Below are 18511 nucleotides of genomic sequence, written 5' to 3'. Positions count from 1 at the left end.
TACGGCGGGCTGACCCCATGCGTGCCGATCGCGTCTTCGCGTACGGCGCCGCCGCCGGCCTCCTCGGTGACCTGATCCTCGGCGATCCGCGCCGCGGGCACCCGGTCGCCGCGTTCGGTCGGGCCGCGGGCGCTGTGGAACGGGTGCTGTGGCGCGACCACCGCGGATGGGGCGCACTGCACACCCTGGTGTGCGCCGGCGGAGCCGTGTCCCTCGCTGCCGCCGCAAGCCGCTGCGCACGAAGCTCCGCCACCGCCTCCCTCGCCCTGACCGCCGCCGCCACCTGGACCGTCGTGGGCGGGACCTCCCTGGGCCGCGAGGCGCGGGCGATCGGCGCGGCCCTCGAAGCCGGGGACGTCGACGCGGCCCGGCAGCGGCTGCCCCACCTGTGCGGGCGCGATCCGCAGGCACTGGACGCGGACGGGATCGCGCGGGCCGTCGTGGAGTCCGTCGCCGAGAACACCTCCGACGCCGTCGTGGGCGCGCTGGTGTGGGGCGCCGTCGCCGGTGTGCCGGGGCTCGTCGGGTTCCGGGCGGTCAACACGCTCGACGCCATGGTCGGGCACAAGTCACCCAGGTACCGACGCTACGGCTGGGCCTCCGCGCGCCTCGACGACATCGCCGGATGGCCGGGGGCGCGGCTGACCGCCGTGCTCGCCACCGTCGCCGGCGGCGACCCGCGGGGCGCCGCCCGGGCCTGGCGCGCGGACGCCGCGAAGCATCCGAGCCCCAACGCCGGTCCGGTGGAGGCCTCGTTCGCGGGCGCGCTCGGGGTGCGCCTGGGCGGCACTCTCTCGTACGGCGGGCGGGTCGAGCACCGGCCCGTGCTGGGCAGCCGGGGACGGCCGGTGCGGACCACGGACATCGAGCGGGCCGTACGGCTGTCGCGCCGGGTGGGCCTGCTCGCCCTCGGCGTGAGCGTCGCCGCACGCGCCCTGACACGACGGGGAGGCACGTCATGAGCGGCGGACTGCTGATCGCGGGAACCACCTCCGACGCGGGCAAGAGCGTGGTGACCGCCGGGATCTGCCGGTGGCTGGTGCGGCAGGGCGTGAAGGTGGCGCCCTTCAAGGCGCAGAACATGTCCCTCAATTCCTTCGTCACGCGCGAGGGCGCCGAGATCGGGCGGGCGCAGGCCATGCAGGCGCAGGCCGCACGCGTCGAGCCGACCGCGCTGATGAACCCCGTACTGCTCAAGCCGGGCAGCGACCGGAGCAGTCAGGTCGTCCTCATGGGCAAGCCGGTGGGCGAGATGACGGCGCGGGGCTATCACGGCGGGCGGCAGCAGGCGCTTCTCGGGACCGTTCTGGACTGTCTCGCCGAGTTGCGGGGCACGTATGACGCGGTGATCTGTGAGGGGGCCGGCAGTCCTGCCGAGATCAATCTGCGGCGGACGGACATCGTGAACATGGGGATCGCGCGCAATGCGCGGCTGCCCGTGCTCGTCGTCGGCGACATCGACCGCGGCGGCGTCTTCGCGTCCTTCTTCGGGACCGTCGCGCTGCTCTCACCCGAGGACCAGCAGTTCGTCGCCGGGTTCCTCGTCAACAAGTTCCGCGGCGACGTCTCGCTGCTGGAGCCGGGCCTCGACATGCTCCGCGGCCTCACCGGGCGCCCCTCGTACGGTGTGCTGCCCTTCCAGCACGGCCTCGGCATCGACGAGGAGGACGGGCTGCGTGTCTCGCTGCGGGGGGCCGTGCGGGAGTCCGTGGTGGCCGCGCCCGTCGGCGAGGACGTGCTGCGCGTCGCCGTCTGCGCCGTCCCGCTGATGTCCAACTTCACGGACGTGGACGCGCTGGCCGCCGAACCGGGCGTCGTCGTGCGGTTCGTGGACCGCGCCGAGGAACTGGCCGACGCCGACCTCGTCGTCGTACCGGGCACCCGCGGGACGGTGAAGGCGCTGGAGTGGCTGCGCGAGCGCGGCCTCGCGGACGCGATCGCGCGACGGGCCGCCGAAGGGCGGCCGGTGCTCGGGATCTGCGGCGGCTTCCAGGTGCTCGGCGAGCACATCGAGGACGAGGTCGAGAGCCGTCAGGGCGCTGTCGACGGGCTCGGTCTGCTGCCCGTACGCGTGCGGTTCGCACGCGAGAAGACCCTCACCCGGCCCGTCGGCGAGGCGCTCGGCGAGCCCGTCGAGGGATACGAGATCCATCACGGCGTCGCCCGGGTGGCGGGCGGGGAACCGTTCCTGGACGGTTGCCGGGTCGGCTCCGTCTGGGGGACGCACTGGCACGGCTCGCTGGAGTCGGACGGCTTCCGGCGCGCCTTCCTGCGCGAGGTGGCGGCCGCCGCGGGCCGTCGCTTCGTGCCGGCCGCCGACACGTCGTTCGGGGCGCTGCGCGAGGAGCAGCTCGACCGGCTCGGCGATCTGATCGAGGAACACGCGGACACGGACGCGCTGTGGCGGCTCATCGAGTCGGGCGCGCCTTCAGGACTGCCTTTCATTCCACCGGGAGCACCCGCATGAGCACAGTGTTGTTGTTGTCGACCGCCGACACCGATCTGCTGGCGGCTCGTGCCTCCGGCGCCGCGTACCGGATCGGCAACCCGACCCGCGTGGACGTCGCGGAGGAACTCCCCGCGCTCGTCGCGGGCGCGGACGTCGCCGTCGTACGGCTGCTGGGCGGCAAGCGCGCCTGGGAGGACGGGCTCGCCTTCCTGAAGGCGTCGGGCATCCCGACGGTGCTGCTCGGCGGGGAGACCGTGCCCGACGCGGAGCTGATGGCCGAGTCGTCCGTGCCCGCCGGTGTGGTCGCGGAGGCGCTGCGCTACCTCGTCGAGGGCGGCCCGGAGAACCTGTCCGAGCTGGCCCGCTTCCTCTCCGACACCGTGCTGCTCACGGGCGAGGGCTTCGAGGCACCGCGGGAGATGCCGGAGTACGGCGTCCATGGCGAGCCCGAGCTCGACACGAGCCGGCCCACCGTGGCCGTGCTCTTCTACCGCGCCCACGAACTGAGCGGCAACACCGCCTTCGTGGACACCCTGTGCGCCGCCGTCGAGGCGCGGGGCGCCAACGCCCTTGCCATCTACTGCGGTTCGCTGCGCGGCGCCGAGTCGGGCGTGTACGAGCTGATCAGCGGGGCGGACGTGCTGGTCACCACCGTGCTCGCCGCCGGCGGCACCCACGCCTCGGAGGCGTCCGCGGGCGGTGACGAGGAGGCGTGGGACATCAGCGCGCTCCGGACTCTCGACATCCCTGTCCTGCAGGGGCTCTGCCTCACCTCCTCCAAGGCCGCGTGGGACGCGTCGGACGCCGCCCTCTCCCCCATGGACGCGGCGATGCAGGTCGCGATCCCGGAGTTCGACGGGCGGCTGATCACGGTGCCGTTCTCCTTCAAGGAGCAGGGCCCCGACGACGTGCCGGTGTACGTCGCCGACTCCGAGCGCGCCGCCCGCCTCGCCGGAATCGCCGTACGCCACGCGCAGTTGAGGCACACGCCGAACGCGGAGAAGAAGCTCGCGCTGGTCTTCACCGCCTACCCGACGAAGCACTCGCGCGTCGGCAACGCGGTCGGCCTCGACACCCCGGCCTCTGCCGTACGGGTCCTCGACGCGCTCCGGGACGCCGGGTACGGGGTGTCCGGATACCCGGACAACGGCGACGAGTTGATCCACCGGCTCATCGCGGCCGGCGGCCACGACGTCGAGTGGCTGACGGAGGACCAGCTGGCAGCCGCGCCCGCCCGCGTACCGCTCGCCGACTACCAGGCGTGGTTCGACAGGCTCGACCCCGCGCTGCGTGACGGGATGCTGGAGGCGTGGGGCGAGCCGCCGGGCTCCCTGTACGTCGACGGGGACGACATCGTGCTGGCCTGTCTGCAGTTCGGGAACGTCGTCGTGATGATCCAGCCGCCGCGCGGCTTCGGCGAGAACCCGATCGCGATCTACCACGACCCGGACATGCCGCCGTCGCACCACTACATGGCCGCGTACCGCTGGCTGGACAACACCTTCGGCGCGGACGCCGTGGTGCACATGGGCAAGCACGGCACGATGGAGTGGCTGCCGGGCAAGGGACTCGGGCTGAGCGGCGGCTGCGCCCCGGACGCGGTGCTGGGTGAACTCCCGCTGATCTACCCGTTCATCGTCAACGACCCCGGCGAGGGCACGCAGGCCAAGCGCCGCGGGCACGCCACGATCGTCGACCACCTCGTGCCGCCGATGGCGCGCGCCGACACGTACGGGGACCTGGCGAAGCTGGAGCAGCTCCTCGACGAGTACGCGCTCGTCTCCGACCTGGACCCGACGAAGGCCCCGGCCGTGCGTGCCCAGATCTGGACGCTGGTCAAGGCCGCCGAGCTGCACCACGACCTGCATGTCGACGACCAGCCGGACGACGGCGAGTTCGACGCGTTCGTGATGCACATCGACGGCTATCTCTGCGAGATCAAGGATGTGCAGATCCGCGACGGACTGCACATCCTGGGCGGCGGTCCCGAGGCCGAGGCGCGCGTCAACCTGGTGCTGGCCGTGCTGCGCGCCTCCCAGGTGTGGGGCGGCACCGCGAACGCCCTGCCCGGTCTGCGGGCCTGCCTGGCCGAGCACTTCGGCCTGGTGGAGAAGGAGTTGCTGGGCGAGCCGGGTGCTCCGGTGAAGGTGCCGGACGGGCTGACCTCGCTCGTCGAGGGACCCGCGCGGTCGGCGGCCGACGCGATCGACCTCCTTGAGCAGCTGTGCCGCCGGTTCGCGGAGGGCATGGAGGAGCGCGGCTGGCAGGCTTCGGCCGTTCCCGCCCTGGTACGCGAGGTGGTGGGCGTCGAACTCCCGGACGCCGTCGCGGTGTTGGAGTTCGCGTGCGACGAGGTCGTACCGCGGCTGGCGAGGACGACGGACGAGATCGACCACATCCTCCATGCCCTGAACGGCGGTTACGTCCCGGCCGGCCCGTCCGGATCGCCGACCCGCGGACTGGTCAACGTCCTGCCGACCGGCCGCAACTTCTACTCCGTCGACCCCAAGGCGATCCCGTCCAGGCTGAGTTGGGAGGTCGGGCAGTCGCTCGCCGACTCGCTCGTGCAGCGCTACCTGCAGGACACCGGGGACTACCCGAAGTCCGTCGGCCTGACGGTGTGGGGCACGTCCGCGATGCGCACCCAGGGCGACGACATCGCGGAGATTCTCGCGCTGCTCGGCTGCCGCCCGGTGTGGGACGACGCGTCGCGCCGTGTGACCGGGTTCGAGGTGGTCCCGCTCGCGGAGCTGGGGCGGCCGCGCATCGACGTCACCGTCCGCATCTCGGGCTTCTTCCGGGACGCGTTCCCGCACGTGGTCGGCCTGATCGACGACGCGGTGCGCGCGGTCGCCGAGCTGGACGAGCCCGCCGACTCCAACTACGTGCGGGCGCACGCCGACGAGGACACCGCCGAGCACGGTGACCGACGGCGCGCGACGGCCCGTATCTTCGGCTCGAAGCCGGGCGCGTACGGCGCCGGGTTGCTGCCGTTGATCGACGCCCGTAACTGGCGCTCCGACGCCGACCTCGCCGAGGTGTACGCGGTGTGGGGCGGTTACGCCTACGGGCGCGGGCTCGAAGGGCGGGCGGCGCGCGGCGACATGGAGACGGCGTTCAAGCGGATCGCCGTCGCGGCGAAGAACGTCGACACCCGCGAGCACGACCTCGTCGACGCGGACGACTACTTCCAGTACCACGGCGGCATGGTCGCCATGGTCCGCCACCTGACGGGCGCGAGCCCGGAGGCGTACGTCGGCGACTCCGCCGTACCGGACCAGGTCAAGACGCGCACGCTCGGCGAGGAGACCCACCGGGTGTTCCGCGCCCGGGTGGTCAACCCCCGCTGGATGGCGGCCATGCGGCGCCACGGCTACAAGGGTGCCTTCGAGATGGCGGCGACCGTCGACTACCTCTTCGGCTACGACGCCACGGCCGGGGTCGTGGACGACTGGATGTACGAGAAGCTCAGCGCGGAGTACGTCTTCGACGCGGAGAACCGGGACTTCATGAAGAAGTCCAACCCGTGGGCGCTGCGCGGGATCACGGAGCGACTGCTCGAAGCCGCCGACCGGGGCCTGTGGGCCGAGCCGGACGCGGACACCATCGAGCGGTTGCGCGCCACCTATCTGGAGCTCGAAGGCGACTTGGAGGGCGACGAGAAGTGAGTACCCCGTTTCCGTTCACGGCCGTTGTCGGCCAGGACGACCTGCGGCTCGCGCTGCTGCTGAACGCCGTCTCTCCCGCCGTCGGCGGTGTGCTGGTGCGCGGCGAGAAGGGCACCGCCAAGTCCACTGCCGTACGCGCCCTTTCGGCTCTGCTGCCGGAGGTGGACGTCGTCGCCGGGTGCCGTTTCTCGTGCGCTCCGGCGGCGCCCGATTCGGCCTGTCCGGACGGGCCGCACGAGGTCGGGACCGGTACGCGGCGTCCCGCGCGGATGGTCGAGCTGCCGGTCGGCGCCTCGGAGGACCGGCTCGTGGGCTCGCTCGACATCGAGCGGGCGCTCGCCGACGGCGTGAAGGCCTTCGAGCCCGGACTGCTGGCGGACGCCCACCGCGGGATCCTCTACGTCGACGAAGTGAACCTGCTGCACGACCACTTGGTGGACCTGCTGCTGGACGCGGCCGCGATGGGCGCCTCGTACGTGGAGCGCGAGGGCGTCTCCGTCCGGCATGCCGCGCGGTTCCTGCTGGTGGGGACCATGAACCCCGAAGAGGGCGAGCTGCGGCCGCAGTTGCTCGACCGGTTCGGGCTCACGGTGGAGGTCGCGGCCTCGCGTGAGCCGGACCAGCGGGTGGAGGTCGTGCGCAGGCGGCTCGCGTACGACGACGATCCCGAGGGGTTCGCGGCGCGCTGGGCCGACGAGGAGTCGGCGGTGCGGGCGCGGATCGTGGCGGCCCGCGCACTGCTGCCCTCCGTCCGGCTGGGCGACGGGGCGCTGCGGCAGATCGCGGCGACCTGTGCGGCCTTCGAGGTCGACGGGATGCGCGCCGACATCGTGATGGCGCGGACGGCGACGGCGCTGGCCGCGTGGGCCGGGCGGACGGACGTGCTCGCGGAGGACGTACGGCAGGCGGCGCTGCTCGCGCTGCCGCACCGGCGGCGGCGCAATCCCTTCGACGCGCCGGGGCTCGACGAGAACAAGCTCGACGAGACCCTGGAGGAGTTCGGGGGCGGGGACGACCACGACGAGGACCCGGATCCGGACGGGCCCGGGCCCGGCGGTGGCGGCGGGCAGCCCCCGCAGGAGGGGCCCGAGAGCCCCGAGGGCGGTGACACGGGCGCGCAGCCCGAGGCCGGCGAAGCGGGGCAGCCGCAGTCGTCCGGCGCCGGGGAGCAGCAGCCCGCACGGGCCGGGGAACCGTTCAGGACCAAGGTGCTGAGCGTGCCGGGTCTTGGCGAGGGTGCGGCCGGGCGGCGCTCGCGTGCGCGCACCGAGCACGGCAGGACCACGGGGGCCCGGCGGCCCCGAGGGGCCCTCACCAAGCTGCACCTGGCGGCCACCGTGCTGGCGGCGGCGCCGCATCAGCGGGCGCGCGGCCGGTCGGGGCCCGGTCTCGTCGTACGGCGGGACGATCTGCGCCAGGCGACCCGGGAGGGCCGCGAGGGGAACCTCGTGCTGTTCGTCGTGGACGCCTCCGGGTCGATGGCGGCGCGGCAGCGGATGAGCGCCGTGAAGGGGGCGGTGCTGTCACTGCTCCTCGACGCCTACCAGCGGCGCGACAAGGTGGGACTCGTGACGTTCCGGGGGTCGGCCGGGGAGGTCGCGCTGCCGCCGACCTCGTCGGTGGACGCGGCCGCGGTCCGGCTGGAGTCGCTGCCCACAGGCGGCCGCACTCCGCTCGCGGCCGGACTGCTGAAGGCACATGACGTGCTGCGGGTCGAACGGCTGCGGGATCCCGCGCGGCGGCCCCTGGTCGTCGTCGTGACGGACGGGCGGGCCACCGGCGGGCCGGAGCCGGTCGCGCTCGCGGGGCGGGCGGCGCGGCTGTTCGCGGCCGAGGGCGTCGCGTCCGTGGTCGTCGACTGCGAGTCGGGGCCGGTGCGGCTGGGGCTCGCGGGGCAGCTCGCGGGTGAACTGGGCGGTACGGCGGTGACGTTGGACGAGCTGCGGGCGGACTCGATCGCCGGGCTCGTGAGGGATGTTCAGGGCGACAGCAGGAGGGCCGCGTAATGCCGCAGGGGCAGCCGAGTGTGGTACCGGACGATGGCCTGACGACCCGTCAGCGGCGTAACCGGCCGTTGGTGATCGTGCACACGGGCCTCGGGAAGGGCAAGTCGACGGCCGCGTTCGGGCTTGCCCTGCGGGCCTGGAACCAGGGGTGGCCCATCGGGGTGTTCCAGTTCGTCAAGTCGGCGAAGTGGAAGGTCGGCGAGGAGAACGCGCTGCGGGTGCTCGGCGCCAGTGGCGAGGGCGGCACCGTCGACTGGCACAAGATGGGCGAGGGCTGGTCCTGGGTGCAGCGTGATGCCCAGATGGACAACGAGGAGAAGGCCCGCGAGGGCTGGGAGCAGGTCAAGCGGGACCTGGCCGCCGAGACGTACCAGCTGTACGTGCTGGACGAGTTCGCCTACCCCATGCACTGGGGGTGGATCGACACCGACGAGGTCGTCGAGGTGCTGCGCGACCGGCCCGGGACCCAGCATGTCGTGATCACCGGGCGCAACGCCCCCGAGAAGCTGGTCGGGTTCGCCGATCTCGTCACCGACATGTCCAAGGTCAAGCACCCGATGGACGCGGGGCAGAAGGGGCAGAGGGGCATCGAGTGGTGAATGGCTCGTCCGTGCCCCGGCTGGTCATCGCCGCGCCCTCGTCCGGGAGCGGCAAGACCACCGTTGCCACGGGGTTGATGGCCGCGTTCGCCGCGCGGGGGCTCGCCGTGTCCCCGCACAAGGTCGGACCGGACTACATCGACCCCGGGTACCACGCGCTCGCCACCGGGCGGGTGGGGCGCAACCTCGACGCGTATCTGTGCGGGCCGGAGCTGATCGCCCCGCTGTTCGCGCACGGTGCGCGGGGGTGCGACCTCGCCGTCGTCGAGGGTGTCATGGGGCTGTACGACGGGGCCGCGGGAGAGGGTGAACTGGCGTCCACCGCCCATGTGGCGAAACTGCTGCGGGCGCCGGTGGTGCTGGTGGTCGACGCGTCGGCGCAGTCGCGCTCCGTGGCCGCGCTGGTGCACGGGTTCGCGTCGTGGGATCCCGAGGTGCGGGTGGCCGGGGTGATCCTCAACAAGGTGAGGTCCGAGCGGCACGAGGAGCTGTTGCGGGAGGCGTTGGACTCGGCCGGGGTGCCGGTGCTGGGTGTGCTGCGGCGGGCGCCGCAGGTCGAGACTCCGTCTCGGCATCTCGGGCTGGTGCCGGTCGCCGAGCGGCGGGCTGCTGCCGTCGAGGCGGTTTCTGCGATGGCCTCCCAGGTGCGGGAGGGGTGCGATCTCGATGCGCTCTTCGCGTTGGCCCGGGGTGCGGGTGCGTTGTCGGGTGCGGCTTGGGATGCGGCTGAGGCTTTGGTTCTTTCGCCCCCTCCGCCCCTTCCCGTCCCGACCCGGGGCTCCGCCCCGGACCCCGCTCCTCGAACTCCCCCACTGCCCAATGGGCGTGGGGGGACCCCCAAGGGGCTGAAACCCACCGCGATCATCGCCATCGCCGGGGGGCCCGCGTTCACCTTCTCCTATGCCGAGCATGCCGAGTTGCTGGCCGCCGCCGGTGCGGAGGTCGTCACGTTCGACCCCCTCCGGGACGAGCAACTGCCGGACGGGACGGCCGGGTTGGTCATCGGTGGGGGCTTTCCTGAGGTGTACGCACCCGAGTTGTCCGCCAACGAGCCGCTGCGGAAGGCCGTGGCCGCGCTCGCGGCGAGCGGGGCGCCGATCGCCGCCGAGTGCGCCGGGCTGCTGTATCTGTCGCGGGAGCTCGACGGGCTGCCGATGTGCGGGGTCGTGGACGCCAAGGCGCGGATGGACGAGCGGCTGGCGTTGGGGTACCGGGATGCAGTGGCCGTCAGCGACAGTGTGCTGGCGGTCGCCGGGACCCGGATGCGCGGGCACGAGTTCCACCGCACGGTGGTCGAGCCCGGCGCGGGGGCGGCTCCCGCCTGGGGTGTGCGCGCCCCTCTACGGCGGGTCGAAGGTTTCGTACAACAAGGTGTGCACGCGAGTTATCTGCACACGCACTGGGCGTCCGAGCCCGGTGTCGCCCGTCGGTTCGTGGAGAGGTGCCTGACGTCATGAGCAGCAAGCTGATCGGAGTCGGGGTCGGGCCCGGTGACCCGGAGCTGGTGACCGTGAAGGGCGTCAACGCCCTGCGCGCGGCCGACGTCGTCGTCGTACCCGTGATGGACACCCTGGAGCGGGGGCGGGCGGAAGCAACCGTGCTGCACTACGTGCCCGAGGAGAAGGTCGTCCGGGTCGTGTTCGCGCTGAACGAGCGGACCGACCGGGGGCGTCGCGAGGCGGCCTGGGACGCGGCGGGCGAGCGGGTGGCGCAGCTGCTCGGTGAGCACGCCACCGTCGCCTTCGCCACCATCGGCGACCCCAACGTGTACTCGACCTTCACCTATCTCGCGCAGACCATCGGCGAGGCGGTGCCGGGGACCGTCGTGGAGACCGTGCCCGGGATCACCGCCATGCAGGACCTCGCCGCGCGGTCGGGCGCCGTGCTGACCGAGGGGACCGAGCCGCTCACGCTCGTGCCGGTGACGGCCGGGTCCGCCGTGCTCAAGGACGCGCTGAACGGCCCGGGCACCGTGGTCGCGTACAAGTTCGGGCGGCAGGCGCAGGAGGTGGCCGAGGTGCTGCGCGAGACCGGGCGCATCGACGACGCCGTGTGGGGCTCCGCGCTCGGGCTCCCCGAGGAGTCGATCCGGTCGGCGGCCGAGCTGGACGGCGGCCCGCTGCCGTACCTCTCCACGCTCATCGCACCCGCACGGCGCGACGGCACCCGGGGCGGCAAGCTGTGAGCGGCCCAGAGACCGGTCCGAGGAGCGGTCCAAGAAGCGGGTCATCCCGCGAGGCCCACCACCAGCCAGATGAAGGCCACTCCGGCGACCGTGCACAGCAGGGTGGAGCGGGCCGGGTGCTCGTGGTGGGCCTCGGGGAGGATCTCGGCGGCGGCGAGGTACAGGAGTACGCCGCCGAAGAGGCCGAGATAGCCGCCGAGCAGTTGCTCCGGAATGGTGACGAAGAGCGTCGAGGCGGCGCCCACGACGGGGGCCGCCGCGTCGGCGAACAGCATGGTGATCGCCTTGCGGCGGGCGTTCCCGTACAGGCTCGTGATCGTGTACGTGTTGAAGCCGTCCGCGAAGTCGTGGGCGATGACCGCGAGCGCGACGGCCAGGGCCATGCCGCCGCCCACCTGGAAGGCGGCGCCGATCGCGACGCCGTCCATGGCGCTGTGGCCGACCATCGCCGCGGCCGCGGTGAGGCCCACCTCGGGCGCCCGGCCGCCGTGCTCCTCCCCGCCGTGCGCGGCCTGGCGGGCGGCCAGCAGGCGTTCCACCAGGTGCGCCAGCAGGAAGCCCGCCACGAACAGCAGCAGCGCGGCCGGTACGCCGAAGACCTCGTCGCCCGCCGCCGCCAGCGCCTCCGGCAGCAGGTCCAGGCCGACCACGCCCAGCATCAGCCCGCCGGCCAGACCCAGCACCAGGTGGCGGCGGTCGGTCACACGCTGTGCCGTCCAGCCGCCGGCCAGCGTCATCAGGAACGCGCCGAGCGCGACGAGGACCGCCATGTGCTCTTGCTATCCGATCAACCCCCGTTCACGCATGTCCAACGCCTGATCACGCACTGACTTGTTGCTTTTGTTGCATTTGTTGTGAGAGCTGTAAGAGAGGACCGAATCCCATGGCCGATGCCCCCACCGGCAAGGTGACCTTCGTCGGTGCCGGCCCCGGCGCCGCCGACCTGCTGACGTTCCGTGCCGCCCGCGCCATCGCCGAGGCCGACGTCGTGATCTGGGCGGCCAGCCTGGTGCAGGCGGAGGTCCTCGACCACGCGCGCGAGGGCGCGGAGATCCTGGACTCGGCGACCATGTCCCTGGAGGACGTGGTGTCCGTGTACGAGCGGGCCGCGGCCGAGGGACTGAAGGTCGCCCGCATCCACTCCGGCGACCCGGCCCTGTGGGGCGGTACGCAGGAGCAGCTCGACCGGTGCACGGACATCGGCGTCGCGACCGAGATCATCCCCGGCGTCTCCTCCTTCTCCGCCGTCGCCGCGCTCGCACAGCGCGAGCTGACGATCCCCGAGGTCGCGCAGTCCGTGATCCTCACCCGGCTGGGCGGCGGCAAGACGCCGATGCCGCCCGGCGAGGAGGTACGGGAGTTCGCACGGCACGGCACCACGATGGCGCTGTTCCTGTCGGCGGCGCGCAGCGGGCAGCTCGTGCGGGAGCTGCTGGAGGGCGGTTATCCGACCTCGACGCCCGTCGTGGTCGCCTACCAGGCGACCTGGCCGGAGGAGCTGATCGTCACGTGCACGATCGGCACCCTGGAGGAGACGGTCAAGGAGCACAAGCTGTGGAAGCACACGCTGTTCCTGGTCGGTCCGGCGCTTGGTGCGAGCGGCACCCGCTCGCACCTGTACCACCCCGGCCACTTCCACGGCTTCCGCAAGGCCGACCCCCAGGCGCGCGCGGAACTGCGGGCGGCGCGGAAGGGCAGTCCGTCGTGATCACGGTCGTCGGTACGGGGACGGGGGCGTCGCTCTCCCGGGACGCCCGGGCCGCCCTGGCCGAGGCGGGGCTCGTCGTGGGCGCACGGCGGCACCTGGAGGCCGCGCGGCTGCCGGACGCGGCGCAGCGGGTCGTCCTGGGTCCGCTCGCGCCCGCGCTGGACGCGATCGAGCAGCACCTGGAGAAGCAGCGGTCCGGGCCGGCACGGCCGGACGCGGAAGAGCCGCACAGCGAACGGCCGGACGCGGAGCGGATCAAGGAACAGCCGGACGCGGAGCGGATCGAGGAATGGCCGGACCGGCAGCGGGTCGTCGTGCTCGCCTCCGGTGATCCCGGGTTCTTCGGGATCGTGCGGGCGCTGGCCGAGCGCTTCGGCTCCGACCGGCTGGACGTGCACCCGGGTGTGTCGTCCGTCGCCACCGCCTTCGCACGGCTCGGGCTGCCCTGGGACGACGCCGTCGTGGTGAGCGCCCACGGGCGTGACCTGCGCAGCGCCCTGCACGCCTGCCGCTCGTACCCGAAGGTCGCCGTGCTGACCGGCCCCGGTGCCGGGCCCGCCGAACTGGGCGCCGGTCTCGCCTACCGTTCCGGCGAGCGTGTCCTCGTCGTCGCGAGCTCCCTGGGCGACCCCGAGCACGAACGCGTGGAGCGGGTCACGCCCGCCGAGGCCGCGGCCCGCGACTGGGGGTCCGCGCTGAGCGTCGTCCTGTGCCTCGACGAGTCGCGCGCCCTGGCGCCGGTGCGCACGGTCGCCGGGCCGCCGCCGGCGCCCGACCGGTGGGCCCTGGCCGAGGACGAGTTCACGCACCGCGACTCGATGATCACCAAGTTCGAGGTACGGGCGCTGGCGCTGGCCCGGATGGGACCGCATCTCGGCGATCTGATCTGGGACGTGGGTGCGGGTTCCGGGTCCGTCGCCGTCGAGTGCGCGCGCTTCGGTGCCGCCGTCACCGCGATCGAGAAGACCCGGGACGGGGTGGACCGGATCCGCGCCAACGCCGCGGCACACGGCGTCGACGTCCACGTCGTGCACGGCGCGGCGCCCACCGTGCTGACCGATCTGACCGACCCGGATGCCGTGTTCATCGGCGGTGGGGGGCGCGAACTGCCCGCCATCGTCATGGCCTGCGCGCGGCGCGCCCGCCGCTCGGTCGTCGTGGCGATGGCCGCGCTCGACCGGGTTCCGGCGGCCCGCGACGCGCTGACCGGTGCCGGGTTCGACTGCGGTGGTGTCCTGCTGCAGTCGTCCCGGCTCGCACCGCTGCCGGGCGACGTCAGCCGGCTCGCGGCCACCAACCCGGTGTTCCTGCTGTGGGGCGTGCGGCCCCCGGCATCCGGCGCCGGCGGTCCCAACAACCCCGATGCTGCCGGCAGTTCCAGCAGCTCCAGCAGCTCCAGTGAAGGAGTCTCCCTGTGATCGGCCTCATCTCCGCGACTGCGGCGGGCGCCGCGGCCCGTGACCGGTTGGTCGCGGCCTGGCCCGCCCGTACCCGGGTCTACGACGGCCCGCTGCGGGACGCCGTCGAGCGCGCCTTCGCGGAGTGCGAGCAGCTCGTGTGCTTCCTCGCCACGGGGGCCGTGGTGCGGCTGGTCGCGCCGCTGCTCGGCGACAAGACGTCCGACCCCGGTGTCGTGTGCGTCGACGAGGCGGGGCGGTTCGCCGTGTCCCTCGTCGGCGGTCACGGGGGCGGTGCGAACGAACTCGCCCGCGAGGTGGGCGAGTTGCTGGGGGCCGAGCCGGTGGTGACCACGGCGACCGACGCGGTGGGCGTGCCGGGGCTGGACACTCTGGGCCTCCCCGTCGAGGGCGATGTCGCCGGGGTGTCCCGGGCTCTGCTGGACGGTGAACCCGTCGCCCTGGACGCCGAGTCGGCGTGGCCGCTGCCTGCGCTGCCGGTCGCGGACCGGGGGGCGTACGCGATTCGTGTCACCGACCGTCTGGTCGAGCCGGCCGAGCGGCAGGTCGTGCTGCGGCCGCCGTCCCTGGTCGTGGGTGTCGGCGCGTCCAAGGGCGCTGCGGTGGACGAGGTGCTGGGGCTCGTCGAGTCGGCGCTGCGGGATGCGGGGCTGTCCGTGCGGTCCGTCGCCGAGCTGGCGACCGTCGACGCCAAGGCCGAGGAGCCCGGCATCCTCGGGGCTGCCGCGCGGCTCGGGGTGCCCGTGGTGACGTACGGCGCCGAGGAGTTGGCGGCGGTCGACGTACCGAACCCCTCAAACGCGCCACTGGCCGCCGTCGGTACGCCGTCCGTGGCGGAGGCCGCCGCTCTCGTGGGCGGGGGTGAACTCCTCGTGCCCAAGCGGAAGTCGGAGCGCGCTGACGGCCTGCCCGCGATGGCGACCTGCGCGGTCGTGCGCCGGACGGCGCGCGGCCGTCTCGCGGTCGTCGGACTCGGCCCGGGCGCACGCGATCTGCTCACTCCGCGGGCCAAGGAGGAGCTGCGGCGGGCTTCCGTGCTCGTCGGGCTCGACCAGTACGTCGACCAGATCCGCGATCTGCTGCGGCCCGGCACCCGCGTCCTGGAATCCGGGCTGGGCGCCGAGGAGGAGCGGGCCCGCACGGCGGTGGCCGAGGCGCGGCGCGGGCAGGCCGTGGCGCTGATCGGCAGCGGTGACGCGGGCGTGTACGCGATGGCGTCCCCGGCGCTGGCCGAGGCGTCCGACGACATCGACGTGGTGGGGGTGCCGGGTGTCACGGCGGCGCTCGCGGCCGGGGCGATCCTGGGCGCGCCGCTCGGCCACGACCATGTGTCGATCAGCCTCTCCGACCTGCACACTCCCTGGGAGGTCATCGAGCGGCGGGTGCGGGCGGCCGCGGAGGCCGACATCGTCGTGACCTTCTACAACCCGCGCAGCCGGGGCCGCGACTGGCAGCTCCCCAAGGCGCTCGCGATCCTCGCCGGGCACCGGGAGCCGGCGACGCCGGTGGGTGTCGTACGGAACGCGTCACGTGCGGACGAATCCAGCCGCCTCACCACGCTGGCAGGACTCGATCCGGCGACGGTGGACATGATGACGGTCGTGACCGTGGGCAACACGGCGACCCGTGAGATCGCCGGGCGCATGGTGACACCGCGCGGCTACCGCTGGCAGGAGGAGCCCAAGTGACTCAGGTGAGCCAAGTCGGCCCGGTGGGCGCGGAGTTCGCGCCCGAGCACCGGGTCGTGCACCCCATCGAGCAGGAGTCCTTCCGGCGGCTGCGTGCCCGCCTGGACACCGCGCACTTCCCGCCGCTGACCCGGGCGGTCGTGGAGCGGGTCATCCACTCCGCGGCCGACCTTGAGTACGCGGCCGACCTCGTCACCGACGAGGGCGCGCTGGAGAAGGCGCACGCGGCGCTGCACGCCGGGGCGCCTGTCGTCGTGGACGTCGAGATGGTGGCCGCCGGGATCACCCGGCGCGACACCGTCTGCCGTCTCAAGGACGCCAGGTCCGGGCCGGGGCTGACCCGTTCGGCGCACGCGATCCGGCTCGCCTACGAGGAGGTCGGGCCCGGCGCTCTCTGGGTGATCGGCTGCGCGCCGACCGCCCTGGAGGAACTCCTCACCCTGGGCGCCGACCCGGCGCTCGTCATCGGTCTGCCCGTCGGTTTCGTCGGCGCCGCCGAGTCCAAGGCCGCGCTGCGCGAGAGCGGGCTGCCCGCTGTCAGCAACGTGTCCGAGAAGGGCGGTTCGGCGGTCGCCGCGGCCGCGCTCAACGCCCTCCTGTACCACCCCGTATCCGCATCCAAGGAGCTTTCGTGACTACCCCTCCCCCCGCCCTGCTCGTCGCCGGCCACGGCACCCGGGACGAGGCCGGAGCCGAGGCCTTCCGTGACTTCGTGGGGGAGCTGGGGCGCCGTCACCCCGAACTGCCCGTCGCGGGCGGCTTCATCGAGCTGTCCCCGCCGCCGCTGGGCGACGCCGTCGCCGAGCTCGTGGAGCGGGGCGTACGCCGTTTCGCGGCCGTTCCGCTGATGCTGGTGTCCGCCGGGCACGCCAAGGGGGACATTCCGGCGGCACTGTCGCGGGAGAAGGAGCGGCACCCGGGGATCTCGTACACGTACGGCCGTCCGCTGGGCCCGCACCCGTCGCTGCTGAACGTGCTGGAGCGGCGGCTCGACGAGGCGCTGGGCGCGAGCGCGGCCCGCACGCCCGAGGACCGCGCCGATGTGACCGTGCTGCTGGTCGGGCGCGGTTCCACCGACCCGGACGCGAACGCCGAGGTGCACAAGGCGGCGCGGCTGCTGTGGGAGGGCCGGGGGTACGCGGGCGTGGAGACGGCGTTCGTGTCGCTGGCCGCGCCGGACGTGCCGTCGGGCCTGGACCGCTGTGTGCGGCTGGGGGCGAAGCGGATCGTCGTCCTGCCGTACTTCCTCTTCACCGGGATCCTCCCGGACCGCGTACGGCAGCAGACCGAGGGCTGGGCTGCCGCCCACCCGGAGGTCGAGGTGAACTCCGCCGATGTCATCGGCCCGGAGCCGGAGCTGCTCGACCTGGTGATGGAGCGCTACCGCGAGGCGGTCAAGGGCGATCTGCGGATGAACTGCGACTCGTGCGTGTACCGCATCGCGCTGCCCGGTTTCGAGGACAAGGTCGGGCTGCCGCAGCAGCCGCACTTCCACCCGGACGACGACGGCCATCACCACGGGCATGGACACGGGCACCATGGGCATGCGCACTCCCATGCGCACTGAGGGAGCCGAGGACCCGGAGGACCGGGCCGGCGGCGCGCACGATCTTCGCCATCACGGGGACGCGGAGGTGCTCGACGACGGGTCCGCGCTCGTCGACCTCGCCGTGAACGTCCGCGCGGACACGCCCCCGGCGTGGCTGCGCGAGCGGATCGCCGAGTCGCTGGGCGGCCTCGCCGCCTACCCCGACGGGCGGATCGCGCGGGCCGCGGTGGCGGCGCGGCACGGGCTGCCGGTGGAACGGGTGCTGCTCACCGCGGGCTCCGCGGAGGCCTTCGTGCTGCTCGCCCGCGCCCTGAAGGTCCGCCGGCCCGTCGTGGTGCACCCGCAGTTCACCGAGCCGGAGGCGGCGCTGCGGGATGCCGGGCACACCGTCGACCGGGTACTGCTCCGCGCGGAGGACGGCTTCCGGCTCGACCCCGCGGACGTCCCCGAGGACGCCGACCTGGTCGTGATCGGCAATCCCACCAATCCGACGTCGGTCCTGCATCCGGCCGCCTCGATCGCCGCTCTCGCCCGGCCCGGGCGGACGTTGGTGGTCGACGAGGCGTTCATGGACGCGGTGCCGGACGAGCGGGAGGCCCTTGCCGGGCGGGTGGACGTGCCCGGGCTGGTGGTGCTGCGCAGTCTCACGAAGACGTGGGGGCTGGCCGGGTTGCGGATCGGGTACGTCCTCGCCGCGCCCGAGACGATCGCCGAGCTGGAGCGCGCGCAGCCGCTGTGGCCGGTGTCCACGCCCGCGCTGGCCGCGGCGGAGGCGTGCATGTCCGCGCGGGCCCTCGCGGAGGCCGGGCACGCGGCGCACCGCGTCTCGGCGGACCGTGCCCATCTCGTGGCGGGGCTGCGGGAGTTCGACATCGACGGGCTTGAGGTCGTCGAGCCCGCCGAGGGGCCGTTCGTGCTCGTACGGCTCCCCCGTGCGGCGACCGTCCGCACCCACCTCCGCACCCTCGGCTTCGCCGTGCGGCGCGGGGACACGTTTCCCGGGCTGGGGGAGCAGTGGTTGCGGCTCGCGGTACGGGACCGGGTGACCGTCAACCGGTTCCTGCAGGCGCTGGACCGGGCGGTGACGCTGGCGGGGCGGTGACGCGTGGGTCGGGTGGGGGTTTTCGCCCCCTCCGCCCCTTCCCTTCCCGTTGTCCTGGGGGCTGCCGCCCCCTCTCCCCCGCATCGCGCTGACGCGCTCGTCCTCAAACGCCGGACGGGCTGAGAATCAGCCCCTCCGG

Annotated in this window: 14 protein-coding genes; 13 read left to right on the top strand and 1 reads right to left on the bottom strand. The window is 73.5% G+C overall.

Annotated elements, in window-relative coordinates; all coding sequences use genetic code 11:
• Positions 1 to 17: 17 nt before the first annotated feature.
• Genes ABZS97_RS26695 through cobI form a run of 7 tightly spaced genes read left to right on the top strand, consistent with a single transcriptional unit; the run spans position 18 to position 10907 of the window.
• A complete protein-coding gene (locus ABZS97_RS26695) occupies positions 18 to 962 on the top strand; it encodes a cobalamin biosynthesis protein (RefSeq protein WP_356141310.1) in 945 nt (314 codons plus the stop codon).
• Positions 959 to 2467, top strand: coding sequence for a cobyric acid synthase (locus ABZS97_RS26690; RefSeq protein WP_356141308.1), 1509 nt, complete (start codon positions 959 to 961; stop codon positions 2465 to 2467). Before ABZS97_RS26695 ends, ABZS97_RS26690 begins: the two co-directional genes overlap by 4 nt.
• Entirely contained in the window at positions 2464 to 6117 is a 3654-nt protein-coding gene (gene cobN, locus ABZS97_RS26685; protein WP_356141306.1) for a cobaltochelatase subunit CobN, read from the top strand. The genes ABZS97_RS26690 and cobN overlap by 4 nt, the downstream gene beginning before the upstream one ends.
• Positions 6114 to 8123 carry a putative cobaltochelatase gene (locus tag ABZS97_RS26680; protein ID WP_356141304.1) on the top strand — a complete coding sequence of 670 codons (2010 nt, stop codon included), beginning with the start codon at positions 6114 to 6116 and terminating at the stop codon, positions 8121 to 8123. The genes cobN and ABZS97_RS26680 overlap by 4 nt, the downstream gene beginning before the upstream one ends.
• On the top strand, positions 8123 to 8722 hold the full coding sequence (gene cobO / locus ABZS97_RS26675) for a cob(I)yrinic acid a,c-diamide adenosyltransferase (protein ID WP_356141302.1): 600 nt from the start codon (positions 8123 to 8125) through the stop codon (positions 8720 to 8722). The genes ABZS97_RS26680 and cobO overlap by 1 nt, the downstream gene beginning before the upstream one ends.
• Positions 8716 to 10179, top strand: a complete 1464-nt coding sequence (locus ABZS97_RS26670; RefSeq protein ID WP_356141300.1) for a cobyrinate a,c-diamide synthase — start codon at positions 8716 to 8718, stop codon at positions 10177 to 10179. Before cobO ends, ABZS97_RS26670 begins: the two co-directional genes overlap by 7 nt.
• A complete protein-coding gene (gene cobI, locus ABZS97_RS26665) occupies positions 10176 to 10907 on the top strand; it encodes a precorrin-2 C(20)-methyltransferase (protein WP_356141298.1) in 732 nt (243 codons plus the stop codon). The genes ABZS97_RS26670 and cobI overlap by 4 nt, the downstream gene beginning before the upstream one ends.
• 41 nt (positions 10908 to 10948) lie before the next feature.
• On the opposite strand, the gene ABZS97_RS26660 is transcribed toward cobI, so the two are convergent.
• The gene (locus tag ABZS97_RS26660) at positions 10949 to 11677 is read right to left on the bottom strand and encodes a ZIP family metal transporter (protein WP_356141296.1); all 729 of its coding nucleotides are present in this window, start codon (positions 11675 to 11677) and stop codon (positions 10949 to 10951) included.
• 113 nt (positions 11678 to 11790) lie between these two features.
• On the opposite strand from ABZS97_RS26660, the gene cobM reads away from it, so the two are divergent.
• Genes cobM through cobC form a run of 6 tightly spaced genes read left to right on the top strand, consistent with a single transcriptional unit; the run spans position 11791 to position 18372 of the window.
• The gene (gene cobM / locus ABZS97_RS26655; RefSeq protein WP_356141294.1) at positions 11791 to 12615 is read left to right on the top strand and encodes a precorrin-4 C(11)-methyltransferase; all 825 of its coding nucleotides are present in this window, start codon (positions 11791 to 11793) and stop codon (positions 12613 to 12615) included.
• Complete coding sequence (gene cbiE / locus ABZS97_RS26650; protein ID WP_356141291.1) at positions 12612 to 14033, top strand: precorrin-6y C5,15-methyltransferase (decarboxylating) subunit CbiE; 1422 nt, start codon at positions 12612 to 12614, stop codon at positions 14031 to 14033. The genes cobM and cbiE overlap by 4 nt, the downstream gene beginning before the upstream one ends.
• Positions 14030 to 15721: a precorrin-3B C(17)-methyltransferase gene (cobJ, locus tag ABZS97_RS26645; protein WP_356141289.1), complete on the top strand. Its 1692-nt coding sequence runs from the start codon at positions 14030 to 14032 to the stop codon at positions 15719 to 15721. The genes cbiE and cobJ overlap by 4 nt, the downstream gene beginning before the upstream one ends.
• A gap of 5 nt (positions 15722 to 15726) precedes the next feature.
• Positions 15727 to 16356 carry a precorrin-8X methylmutase gene (locus ABZS97_RS26640; protein WP_356141344.1) on the top strand — a complete coding sequence of 210 codons (630 nt, stop codon included), beginning with the start codon at positions 15727 to 15729 and terminating at the stop codon, positions 16354 to 16356.
• On the top strand, positions 16353 to 17288 hold the full coding sequence (locus tag ABZS97_RS26635; protein ID WP_356141287.1) for a sirohydrochlorin chelatase: 936 nt from the start codon (positions 16353 to 16355) through the stop codon (positions 17286 to 17288). Before ABZS97_RS26640 ends, ABZS97_RS26635 begins: the two co-directional genes overlap by 4 nt.
• Entirely contained in the window at positions 17278 to 18372 is a 1095-nt protein-coding gene (gene cobC / locus ABZS97_RS26630) for an Rv2231c family pyridoxal phosphate-dependent protein CobC (protein ID WP_356141285.1), read from the top strand. The genes ABZS97_RS26635 and cobC overlap by 11 nt, the downstream gene beginning before the upstream one ends.
• Positions 18373 to 18511: the final 139 nt, after the last annotated feature.

The sequence above is a fragment of the Streptomyces sp. NPDC005485 genome (genome assembly GCF_040606085.1).
Classification (GTDB): Bacteria; Actinomycetota; Actinomycetes; order Streptomycetales; family Streptomycetaceae; genus Streptomyces.
Note: the sequence above shows the minus strand (reverse complement) of the source record. Positions and strands in the feature narration are given on the sequence as shown.